Consider the following 12,092-nt stretch of genomic DNA (forward strand, 5'->3'; position numbering starts at 1 on the left):
AATACAGCACAAATGCAAAAAGCCGGCTCATAATCAAGCCGGCTTTTATAAATATTTAAAGCTTTAAAACTTCAAAGAGTGAGATTAGATGTCTTTTGCAAAGGTTGCAGCTCTGCCAATATAGCTTGCAGGGGTCATAGCCTTGAGTCTGGCCTTGGCCTCTTGTGGTATTTCAAGAGTGTCTACAAAGTTTTGCATAATCTCCTGAGTTACTCTCTGACCGCGGGTTAGTTCCTTTAATTTCTCATAAGGATTGGCAATGCCATAGCGGCGCATTACAGTCTGATATGGCTCGGCTAAAACCTCCCAGTTCTCATCAAGCTCTTTTAGCACATGATCTTTGTTGGCCTGCAGTTTGGATATACCCTTTAAGGTTGAGGCATAGGCTAAGATTGAATAGCCACAGGCCACACCAAGGTTGCGCAGTACTGTAGAGTCGGTAAGATCGCGCTGGAAGCGTGAGACTGGCAGTTTCTGAGCTAAGTGGCTAAAGAGGGCGTTGGCAATACCTAGATTGCCCTCTGAGTTTTCAAAGTCAATAGGGTTGACCTTGTGTGGCATTGTGGATGAGCCAATTTCACCTGCAATGGTCTTTTGAGTAAAGGTACCATAGGAGATATAGCCCCAGATGTCACGGTCAAAGTCTAAAAGAATAGTGTTAAAGCGCTCGATGGCGTGGAAGAGCTCGGCTATATAATCATGTGGCTCAATCTGTGTGGTATAAGGATTGAAGGTAAGGCCAAGATCCTCTTCAAAATCCTTTGAAAACTTGTACCAGTCAATCTCAGGATAGGCACTTAAATGGGCATTGTAGTTGCCAACGGCTCCATTTATCTTGCCAAGAATCTCAACCTCTGCAATCTGCTTTCTCTGACGGCGCATACGATAGACCACATTGGCCATTTCCTTGCCAAGGGTGGTAGGTGAGGCCGGCTGGCCATGGGTTCTGGCTAAAAGCGGCAGATCGGCATAATCGTGAGCAAGCTTGGTTATAGCCTCTATAATCTCATCAATCTGAGGCAGAATAACCTCATCTCTTGCTGTCTTTAACATAAGAGCATGAGAGTTGTTGTTGATATCCTCAGAGGTGCAGGCAAAGTGGATAAACTCTCTGACACGGGCAATCTGCTCGTTTGAGGCTGTCTTATCCTTTAAAAAGTACTCTACAGCTTTAACGTCATGATTGGTCACAGCCTCACGTCTTTTTATATCCTGTGCATCCTCTTCACTGAAGTTTTTGATAATTGAGTCAATAAAGTCCAGAGTCTCTTTGGAAAACTCCTCAACCTCGGTGATTTCTTTACATAAAGACAGATGTTTGAGCCATACAAGCTCAACCTGTACGCGAAAGCGCATCAGACCGTATTCAGAAAAAATTGATCTTAGCTCTTTAACCTTTGATGCATAGCGGCCATCTAAAGGAGAGATGGCAGTTAGGGTTGATAACTCCATAATTAAACCTCAAGTCAGTTGAATTTATGTAAAGATGAAACTGTGTCACGGGCGCACTGAATAATGGCATTGCGTCTGAAAATAAGATAACGGCGGCGGCCTCCGAGCTGACGCCAGAGCACTATGGCACGGATGGCGGATAAAAGCAGAGCTCTTATTTTGGACTGATTGCTGTCCTCCTTTAAATGCTCAGGGGCACCATAGATGACAAGCTTTGGAAAGTTTGGACTTATAATGGACTGATAGAGTGATGAAAACTCATTGAGGCAGTCTTCACTTAAAATCTCACTGTCTGATGCATTTTCATAGTCGCTGTGACGCGAGAGTATGCTCTGACGCACCTTGTCAATGTTCTGTCCTAGCATATTAAAATAGTGCTGATTCTTCTCTATGGCCTGCTCTAGCGTGATGAGTTTGAAGGCAATAGTGGTAATTTCAAGCACATCAGGACTTTTCTCCTTGGAGCCAAAGCCAAAGGAGGCAGGGATCTGCCTGTAGCCCTGGGCCAGGGTTGATGACTTGTAGATATCCTCGCAGCTTTTTGGATTGGTAATAATAAGACCGCGTATTACAGGGGCCATGGCGCTTTCATCGCCCTGACCTGTTCTTGCAATTCTCTGGATCTGTGCACATGATTGAAACAAAGCTGCAAGTGAAAGTGTTTCATTAAAGATGTTGCTCATTGCTACTCCTTGTGAGCTTTATCAATGACAGCACCGCCAAGGCAGATGTCACCATCATAAAAGACTACAGACTGACCTGGGGCTACAGATGAGACCAGATCTTTAAATTCAACATAAAGACCGTTTTCATGCTCATGGATAATGCATGGCACATCAGGTTGTCTGTATCTTATCTTGCAGCTGCACTCAAACGGCAGTTGCGGGCGCCTTACAATCCAGGTGTCATCAGAGGCAAAAAGTCCTTTTGAGTACAGTGATTTGTGATCATGACCCTGTGCAATAATAAGGGCATTGTTTTTAAGATCCTTGTCAACCACGTACCACGGCTCACCGCTGCCATCGCTCATACCGCCTATGTGCAGTCCTTTTCTCTGTCCTATGGTTGCAAACATAAGACCGTCATGCTCGCCTACAACCTTGCCCTCAACAGTTACAATAGGGCCTTTTTGTGAAGGCAGATAGCGCTCAAGAAATTCATGAAAGCGCTTTTCACCAATAAAGCAGATGCCGGTTGAATCCTTCTTTTTGGCAGTGACAAGATCAAGTGAGGCTGCTATGTCTCTGACCTGACTTTTTTGTATATCGCCTACAGGAAAGAGCACCTTGTTTAAAATGCCAGGGCCTATGGCATGCAGAAAATAGCTCTGATCCTTGAGATTATCAAGACCGCGCATCAGATAGGCATCATCTGTCCCAAATGAGCGGCGGGCATAATGACCTGTGGCTATAAAGTCGGCATTGAGATACTTAAGGGCATAGTGTAAAAAGGCTTTGAACTTGATTTCCTTGTTGCACAGAATATCAGGATTTGGAGTACGGCCTTTTTTGTACTCTGATAAAAAGATCTCAAAGACATTATCCCAGTATTCTGCTGCAAAGTTTATGGTCTTAAGCTCAATGCCAAGTCTGTCACATACAGATTGCGCATCCTCTCTGTCCTTGGCTGCGGCACATACTGTATCAGTGTCATCCTCCTCCCAGTTTTTCATAAACAGGGCTGTGACTTTAAGGCCATGCTCTTTTAATAAAGCGGCACTTACAGATGAGTCAACGCCGCCTGAGAGTCCAAGCACTACATGGGCGCCTTTTAAATCCTTATAGGGAATGCTTGCATCTGGGCTCATACTATGGCACCACTGTGGTCAAATGAGACAGGCTTATGCTCTTGCCATTTAAATAATCATCAAGGTTGTAGCCTATAAGACGGGTACGCCAGCTGTCCTTTTGATCTAGCATCTCATCCTTTGAGTACCACTTTATAGCAAGAATATCACCGTCAGGATCGGCAGGGGTCAGGGACATAAGATCGTGTGCATCTTTAAAGTGGGCTTTAAATAAAAAGCGCAGTATGGTTTCATCATCCTTGACATAATCATAGATACCAACAAGATGGTCAAGCTCCACCTGACGACCTGTCTCTTCAAATCCTTCGCGTATTGCGGCCTGCACTATACTCTCTTTGGCATCGACATGACCTGCAGGAAAACCAAATACCAAATTGTCGTATTCGTCCTTTTCCTCAACTACAAGAAATCTGCCTTCGTGCTCAATCATAAGAGCTACAGTAAGGTATGGCTTAAAGCGTGATGACATATGTATATAGCCTGAAAATCAACATGTAAAAAATATAATTTGAACATTATAGCAAAATACAACTAAAAACTTAATGAGGCATGTCAGATGCAAGCCTTCAGTGCAATAGCTTGATATACTATGGCCTGAATAGTGTAAGACGTGTATTATATGACAAGATTTACAAAGGCACGTCATGCATACAAGGCAGACATGCGCGTCTTAAATCAACTTTCACAAGAGATAAGCAGGCATTTTAATTTGAGGAGCAAATATGTCATTTGTCAGCAAGGTTCAGATCCCAGATGGTAGCAAGATTAGTGTAGATAGCAACAATAAACTTATTGTACCTGATAATCCAATTGTGCCTTTTATCCGCGGTGACGGTATAGGCGCAGACATTACTCCTGTCATGCGCAAAGTTGTGGATGCAGCTGTAGACAAAGCCTATGGCGGTAAAAGAAAGATTGCCTGGATGGAGATCTTTGCCGGCGGCAGATCAACTGAGGTCTATGGTGAGGGCGTATGGATGCCTGATGAGACCTATGATTTTATCAAAGACTATCATGTGGCTATCAAGGGTCCTTTAATGACACCTGTAGGCGGCGGCATGAGATCACTTAACGTATCACTGCGTCAGACCTTGGATCTTTATGTCTGTCTGCGTCCTGTACGCTACTTTAAAGGAGTTCCTTCTCCTGTGCTGCACCCTGAGAAGGTGGATGCCGTAATTTTCAGAGAAAATGCCGAGGACATCTACTGCGGTATTGAGTGGGAGGCAGATTCAGCTGAGGCCAAGGCTGTCATTGAGTTTTTAGAAAACAAGATGGGCGTTAAAAAGATACGCTTTACCGATATGTGCGGTATTGGTATCAAGCCTATGTCACGTCAGGGTACAGAAAGACTTATTCGCGCAGCTCTTGAGTACGCTATTGATCATGACAGAAAGTCACTGACCATTGTCCACAAGGGCAATATTATGAAGTTTACCGAAGGTGCCTTTAAAAAGTGGGGCTATGAGCTTGCAGCCCGTGAGTATGGCGCCAAGGTCAACAACAGCGGTGTCATGACCTTTACCAATCCAAAGACAGGACGTGAGATTGTCATTAAAGATGTGATTGCCGACGCTTTCTTACAGAATATTCTGCTCTATCCTCAGGATTATGATGTAGTAGCCTGCATGAACTTAAACGGTGATTATGTATCAGATGCCTTAGCTGCCGAGGTTGGCGGTATTGGTATTGCCCCTGGAGCCAATATTGGTACAGGCGTTGCCATCTTTGAGGCCACCCATGGTACAGCACCTACCATAGCAGGCAAGGGTCTGGCCAATCCTGGTTCTATTATTCTCTCAGCTGAGCTTATGCTGCGCTATATGGGCTGGGAGGAGGCCTCAGATCTTATAGTCTCTGGTATGGAAAAGGCTATTCTCTCAAAGAGAGTAACTTCAGATTTTGCAGGTCTCATGGAAGGGGCCTGTCAGATAAGCACCGATGAATTTGGTGATGAAATAATAAAAAATATGTAGTTTTTAACTCATAGTATGAGGAGATATATTAAGTTATGAAGAATCTGCTAAAGAAAACAGCTCTGAGCTTAGCTATTGCCATGGCTTTAACTTCATGCGAGAGCACTACATTAGGCGGTGTGTCTGGCAATGACAGATCACAGCTTATGCTTGTAGATTCAGCCGAGGTCAATGCCAAGGCTGAGCAGGGCTATGCTGATGTACTGCGTCAGGCCAAGGCACAGAATGCTCTTAACACTGATAAGAAAATGACCAGGAGGGTTAAAAAGATTGCCGATCGCATTATTGCCCAGGCTCCATCTTTCAGACCTGACTGCGCCAACTGGAAGTGGGAGGTTAATGTCATAAATTCAGATGAGCTTAATGCCTGGTGTATGCCTGGCGGCAAGATTGCTGTCTATACAGGTATTGTAAAGCAGCTCAAGCTTACTGATGATGAAATTGCCGTCATTATTGGCCATGAGGTAACTCATGCCCTGCGTGAGCACTCACGTGAGCAGATGAGTACACAGATGCTCAAAAACTCAGCACTGAGCATTGCCTCAATTTTTGTGGACAGCTCTATCATAGGTATAAGTGATACTTTAGCTGATTTAGGTCTGATGCTGCCGTTTTCAAGATCACATGAAACCGAGGCAGATGAAATTGGTCTTGAGCTGACCCACAAGGCAGGCTATAACGTTGATGCCGGTGTCTCTGTCTGGAAGAAGATGGCAGCTATAGGCGGTGAGAAACCACCTGCAATTTTAAGCACCCATCCTTCAGATGAGGACAGACTTGCAAATCTTGACCGTCTGGCCAAGATTATAAAAGAGGGCAAGAGCGAGAAGAAATAGAGTCTGATCTCTACTTTTTTATATTAGCTCAGTCATAGCTTTATATTTAGCCGAGAAAATCTAAAATCTCGGCTTTTTTTATTGCATAAATCTCATCGGCAAGAGTTACCAGATCTTCCATCTTTGAAAAATCATCAGGTGAGATAAGATTATCCTGCTCAAAGTTGATACGCAAAAGCTGACCTGGCGGCAATAGCTCGCGTACTCTTTCATAGGTGGTCTGTGACTGCACCGAGGCTACAAATTCTGTAAGTGTTCTTACCTTCCAGCCGTTGATAAGTCCCCAGCGTACAGTTTCATGGTCATAGCATTTGTTAAAATGTCCTGTACCAATAGAGAGTATCTTTATATTCTCAAGTTTAACCCCGCACTGACTTAGACTTTTAGTAAGGGCCAGCGCACTTGGATTGTTGGCATGCAGTCCGCCGTCAGCTAAAAGTTTGCCATCAATCACTACAGGGTCAAAAAAGGTAGGGGCGGCACAGGAGGCCATGACGGCCTCATAGACTCTATGTGTACGGCTGTTTTCAAAGGAGCTGAAGATATAGGCCGAGCCGTCTTTAATATTGGTTGCAGGGATGACAAGAGGTATATGTACATCGTAAAGACGCTTTTTGCCCATGATATGGCGCAGCACTACCTTTAATCTGTCGTTGTCATAGGGACTGTGCAGAGCCTTTTCTATAAGCTTTGGGGTAAATTTAAGGCGTCTTTTGAAAATATGGCGGCTGGCGCTTAGATAGAAATTGACTATATCGCAGCATGTGTAGTTAAGAGACAGACAGGCTGCAATTATAGATCCTGTAGAGGTGCCGCTTAGCATATCAAACTTTGCAGCAACAGGGGTTTTAAGATCCTGTTCTATATTGTGCAGTATGCGTGAGGCAAAGACACCGCGAATGCCGCCGCCGTCAATGGAGAGTATGGTGAAAAAACGCGCCATGGTATCAATTAAATCTTAACTTACAACAGTTTATCTCTTATAGAGCTTTTTAGTGTAATACAAAAGTCAGGCTCTGTGCACAAGAAGATGGCGTAAATGGGACAAGGGCGGGTGTTTTAATATAAAGTGCAAAAAATTTGCATATAATAAAGTTTTTAATTTACAATGCCGATAGCATAAAACTGTACTATCTTAGAGAGAAAATTTTTAAAGGTGTTAACTGTGTCACAAAAATATAAAACTCTAATTGGTTCACTGCTGGCTCTGCTGGCATTAGGCTCTGTTTATGCCTGGTCACTGTTCAACCGTCCACTTGCTGATAAGTTTGATACCGATCTTGGCAATGTGGCTTTTACCTTTGGTGTTATGTCACTGGCTCTGGCTATTGGCGGCTCTATCTCAGGTCAGCTCAAGCTTAAAATAGGTATTACCAATGTGGTGATATTAAGTGCCTGTCTGGTTGGAGCAGGCTGTGGCCTGGCTGCCTTTGCGCCTAATACCATTATTCTATATCTGACAGCAGGTCTGCTTTTAGGACTTGGTGACGGTATGGGCTATATGCTGGTTTTAACCAACTGCGTGCGTTTTTTCCCAAACAACAAGGGTCTTGTTTCAGCGCTGTCTATTGGTGCCTATGGCGGTGGCTCTCTTATCTTTAAGATGTTAGACAGCTTTATGATGAGCTCCTATGGTATTGAGACTGCACTTTTAGTCTGGGGTATTGTAGCCTCAACTGTCACAGCCTTTGGTGCCATGCTTATCTATGATTCAATTCACTCCATCAAGGATAATAAGAAGGTCGTTCATTTAAGAGATTTTGATTTAAAACAGTCAATTAAAACCAAGGAATACTGGATTTTATCTGCCATGTTCTTTATTGACTGTATGTGTGGTCTGTATGTTATCGGTGTGGTCTCAGACATTGGTACCAATTTTGTAAACTTAAGTTTTGATGATGCTGCCGCAGCCGTATCTGTAGTGGCTCTGTCCAATATTTTAGGCCGTCTTATCATGGGAATGCTCTCAGACAAGCTGCCGCGTATCAGGCTTATTACCTTTGATCAGGTATTATCCCTCATAGCTATGCTGATCTTACTGCTCCTGCCTGTGGATAAGACAGTATTTTATATCTGTGTGGCTTTAATTGCCTTCTCCTTTGGCGGTACACTGACTATCTATCCGTCAATAGTTTCAGACTTCTTTGGTCTTAAGAACTTTGCCAAAAACTATGGACTTTTATATTTAGGCTTTGGTATAGGCTCATTGAGCGGCTCTATCATTGCCATTGCTCTTGGCAGCTTTACTATTACCTTTGTCATTATTGCTGTGCTGTTGGTTATTGCCATTGTGCTTTCACTTATGGTGGTGCTGCCAGCCGATCTGCAAAAGGGTCATAAAAAGCTTGTCTCTGAAAACAAGCTTAACAATGCATCAGCTGTGGTTAAAGATACAGTTATCATTGGTGATGATAAAAAGGATGATATGAGCAATGATGCTGCAGCAGATACAAATGTAACTGATGACAATAGCTCTTTAGATGACAAGGTAGCATCTGATAACAAAGATGAGAGATCAGATCTGAAGGAATCTGCTGACACAGAGGATAAGGCTCAGGAGTTAAAGACTGATGCAAAAGACTCAACAAAAGATACTGATGCTCCAAGGAGTAAGCTATCTGATAAAGATGCCAATGAAAAGAGCATATCAGATAGCAGTAGATAGATTTATATGTAATAAATCTCCTATAGTTTGTGTTTAAACTTATAAGTAAAAAGGTCGCAGACGCGGCCTTTTTTTTACGTGCGCATCAGGCAGAGAAAAGGTCCCCGAGTTTGACAGTTTGTAATCACGACAATTAATACAATTGGCTTTCCATCGAGGATCGCCAATTTTTTTTGACTAAAAACTTATTGAATTCTATTATTGCAAACTATTGCGAATTTTATAGATACAATATATAATGGTGCTATAGTTAAGCTTATAGGGGGTCTTGCTATGTCTACTATTGTCGCCGTTAAAAAAACTAAAGGCGTCCAATATGTCTCCATTGTTGAGGTTACATCTATAAAGGTTAATGGTGTCAAAAAGCAAAAACAGAAGACTATTAAATCTCTTGGACCATTAGATAAGCTTCTTGAGAAAGATCCTGATGCCTTAACCAAATTACGCAAGGAATATCAAACCCCTACTTTAAAATATAGAGAGCAAAGGGCAGATCTAGTTGAGAAACATATTAAAGGCATTGATATTACCCAGGCAGATTTACAAAGAAAGACCGTATCCATAAGTCTTAACTATGGGCTTTGGGCTTTAAAACCTTTATGGGATAACGTACTGACATTAAAGCGTCATATTTACTATATTCAGAACAGTAAAAGCTCTGTACAGTTTGATGTAAATGCTGTGTTATCTTATCTGACTTTTCTAAAGGTGGTTGATCCAAAATCTCAGTTTAAGGCCTTTAATCATCAAACAAAGTTTTTATGTTCGCCTCTTAAGGATATAGGCTTGCACGACCTATACAGGGCTTTGGGCTTTGCCCATAAGTTTAAGGATGAAATTTTTATCCATATACACAATCGTATCTGTGATAATTTCAATCGCTCGATGACCATGGTCTTCTATGACTGCACTAACTGCTATTTTGAGTCACCATATGATGATAAACAGCTTTTAGAGCGTAAGGTAATCAACTATATCAAGGCTCAAAAACTTAATGATGGTATGTCACTTAAGGAGTTTGAGGAGTACATTAATTCTCAGGAATTTAGTGATGCCTTTACAACCAAGTTCAATGAAGCCATAGATGATGGTGAGCAACTTGTACGTATGCATGGTTTATCGAAGGAGCATAGGTTTGACTTACCACTAATTTCTGTAGCTTTAGTCATTGATGATAAAGGCATACCAATTGATTTTGAAATTTTTGCAGGAAATACCTCAGAGTATAAGACTTTACCTGTTCTTATTGAGCAGATGAAGGGTAAATATGACATTAAAACAGCAGTCGTTGTTGCAGATAGAGGGCTAAACTCACTTGGTAACCTTTTAAATCTTTTAGATCACAAACTTGGTTTTATTGTAGCTCAAAAGGTTACTGCGCTTAGCAGTGAACTTGAATCTCAGATGCTAGATCTTAAATCATACACTAAGACCTGTGCACAGGATACCAATATACGAGCTTCTGATGTAAGCTTTATCGATATATTTGATGAAAATCTTGATTATATTGATAAAGAAATAAATACATACGGGGCTAATAATCTGTACTACCGTAAACTTCCATATGTAAAGAGCGGTTATATTACCGACCCATCAACAGGTAAAAAGCGTAAGGAAAAAGTAGAATGTCAGATTGTCTTTACCTTTAGTGAGTCTCGTAAAAAAAGAGATATAGCACAACTTGAGAGTGATATTATCAAAGCGCGCAAAGCTGTTGAGGACCAAAAAGATATGGCCCCCGTATGTAGCTCTGGCTGGCGTTCTATAGTACAGGTAAAAGTTACAGATGCAGACAGTGCACAGGGTAAAAAAGAAAGCCTGTATATAGCAAAGGGATTAAAGGAAGAGCTAATTAAAAAGCGCAGGCGTCTTGCCGGCTTTAGTGCTATGGTTTATAAAAAACCTGAAGATATAAAAGAAGAGCTTAATGATGCTGATATTCTGAGCTCTTACAAAAAGCTTGTGCGTATTGAGGATTGCTTTAGAGTAATGAAAAGCAATTTTTCAATAAGACCTATGTTTGTGAGAAATAAAGAGCATATTTCAGGACATATCTCAATTTGTGTTATGGCTTTGATCTTATTGCGCATATTACAAATCAAGATTGAAGAAAGTGGCAATAAACTTAGTGTAGATGAAATAAGCAGTGCTTTAAGAAACGCCAATATAGTAGCTCATAGCTCTAATGGTATTGATGGATATTTTACTAATGCCCAATGTCACGACAACATTTATTCTATTGAAAACACAAAGATAGATCCTCTTGATCCTATGCTTACTCCTATTGATAGATATATTAATAAATTAAAAAATGGGCAAAGTCATATAGATATTATTCTGAAATCTGTCAATTTGGCTTCATTGATTGGAGCTATGAATGCAAAGGATGTAGCAAGAAGCCTAAAGGTTTTTGGTGGCTATGAACAACTAGTCGGTGCTGACAACTGCAAGATTCAATCTTATATGGCTCAGGCATAATTCGCAATAAAGAGATTCACAAAATAAAAACGCTATGATGGCGATTTATATGCCGTTTATAGCGTTTTTTAATTTTTAATACTGTTAAACTCGGGTTTATATGTAATAAATCTCCTATAGTTTGTGTTTAAACTTATAAGTAAAAAGGTCGCAGACGCGGCCTTTTTTTTACGTGCGCATCAGGCAGAGAAAAGGTCATATGATCAGGATACAAGATGGCGCTTTTTAGCATAAGGCCTATAGGCTGGATAATTTTATATGCAAAAAGGGCGCCTTTATATATGCTTTACATTCTCTGCTGCTCTTTACAGACAGCTGCAGGTAGCTCTTATTTTTACTTATATAAGATGTACAGGTTAAACAGGGGGTGGCTTTATAAAAATAGCGGGCATGAAAAGAGGGCAAACCATGGATATTATTCATTTGGTTTGCCTGTCTTTAATCAGTGATTTGAATTTGTAGTTTAGCGAGCTCTGAAGGTGATACGGCCTTTGCTCAGATCATATGGGGTGATCTGCACGGTAACTTTGTCGCCGGTTAAAATTCTGATGTAGTTTTTACGCATCTTGCCAGAGATATGGGCAATAACTACGTGACCATTTTCAAGCTCTACACGAAAAGCTGTGTTTGGCAGGGTTTCAAGTACAGTACCCTGCATCTCAATACTTTCTTCTTTAGCCATAAAATCTGCTTTTAAAAAATCCTACAAAATGGGAAACAAAAACCTGCGCTATTATACACAAAAAAGAGGGCATACTCTAGATTTGCACGCCATTAAAACAAGAAATATCGCATATATGTGCCTATTTTAGATCACATTTATCAGAAATTTAAAAAAGCAGTGGAATGAAAAAACTAAATCAGAGCTATTTAGATTA

The 12,092-nt window shown here is 41.3% G+C and carries 10 protein-coding genes; 4 read left to right on the top strand and 6 right to left on the bottom strand.

Translation table 11 applies throughout. The features are described from left to right. Positions 1-84: 84 nt before the first annotated feature. From purB to DRZ93_RS00745, 4 genes are read right to left on the bottom strand one after another with little or no spacing between them, the layout of a single operon-like run. Positions 85-1,452 carry an adenylosuccinate lyase gene (gene purB, locus DRZ93_RS00730; RefSeq protein ID WP_113745513.1) on the bottom strand — a complete coding sequence of 456 codons (1,368 nt, stop codon included), beginning with the start codon at positions 1,450-1,452 and terminating at the stop codon, positions 85-87. Positions 1,453-1,466: 14 nt separating this feature from the next. After that, the gene (locus tag DRZ93_RS00735) at positions 1,467-2,135 is read right to left on the bottom strand and encodes a DUF489 family protein (RefSeq protein WP_113745514.1); all 669 of its coding nucleotides are present in this window, start codon (positions 2,133-2,135) and stop codon (positions 1,467-1,469) included. A 2-nt stretch (positions 2,136-2,137) separates the two neighbouring features. Next, complete coding sequence (gene mnmA, locus DRZ93_RS00740) at positions 2,138-3,259, bottom strand: tRNA 2-thiouridine(34) synthase MnmA (RefSeq protein ID WP_113744256.1); 1,122 nt, start codon at positions 3,257-3,259, stop codon at positions 2,138-2,140. Between the two features lies 1 nt (position 3,260). Then, positions 3,261-3,728: an NUDIX domain-containing protein gene (locus DRZ93_RS00745; protein ID WP_113744257.1), complete on the bottom strand. Its 468-nt coding sequence runs from the start codon at positions 3,726-3,728 to the stop codon at positions 3,261-3,263. A gap of 253 nt (positions 3,729-3,981) precedes the next feature. Here DRZ93_RS00745 and icd point away from each other — a divergent pair, with 253 nt between their 5' ends. Further along, entirely contained in the window at positions 3,982-5,235 is a 1,254-nt protein-coding gene (icd, locus tag DRZ93_RS00750; protein ID WP_113744258.1) for an NADP-dependent isocitrate dehydrogenase, read from the top strand. Positions 5,236-5,270: 35 nt separating this feature from the next. Next, complete coding sequence (locus DRZ93_RS00755; protein WP_113744259.1) at positions 5,271-6,071, top strand: M48 family metallopeptidase; 801 nt, start codon at positions 5,271-5,273, stop codon at positions 6,069-6,071. A gap of 46 nt (positions 6,072-6,117) precedes the next feature. Here the strand turns inward: DRZ93_RS00755 and DRZ93_RS00760 are convergent, their stop codons facing one another. Beyond that, on the bottom strand, positions 6,118-7,014 hold the full coding sequence (locus DRZ93_RS00760) for a CBASS cGAMP-activated phospholipase (protein WP_113744260.1): 897 nt from the start codon (positions 7,012-7,014) through the stop codon (positions 6,118-6,120). Between the two features lie 222 nt (positions 7,015-7,236). On the opposite strand from DRZ93_RS00760, the gene DRZ93_RS00765 reads away from it, so the two are divergent. Next, the gene (locus DRZ93_RS00765; protein WP_245933757.1) at positions 7,237-8,736 is read left to right on the top strand and encodes an OFA family MFS transporter; all 1,500 of its coding nucleotides are present in this window, start codon (positions 7,237-7,239) and stop codon (positions 8,734-8,736) included. A 273-nt stretch (positions 8,737-9,009) separates the two neighbouring features. Further along, complete coding sequence (locus DRZ93_RS00770; protein WP_113745516.1) at positions 9,010-11,214, top strand: IS1634 family transposase; 2,205 nt, start codon at positions 9,010-9,012, stop codon at positions 11,212-11,214. A 463-nt stretch (positions 11,215-11,677) separates the two neighbouring features. Here the strand turns inward: DRZ93_RS00770 and infA are convergent, their stop codons facing one another. Continuing rightward, complete coding sequence (infA, locus tag DRZ93_RS00775) at positions 11,678-11,896, bottom strand: translation initiation factor IF-1 (protein WP_113744264.1); 219 nt, start codon at positions 11,894-11,896, stop codon at positions 11,678-11,680. Positions 11,897-12,092 lie beyond the last annotated feature (196 nt).

Origin of the sequence: Anaerobiospirillum thomasii (assembly GCF_900445255.1) — a bacterium.
GTDB lineage: Bacteria > Pseudomonadota > Gammaproteobacteria > Enterobacterales > Succinivibrionaceae > Anaerobiospirillum_A > Anaerobiospirillum_A thomasii.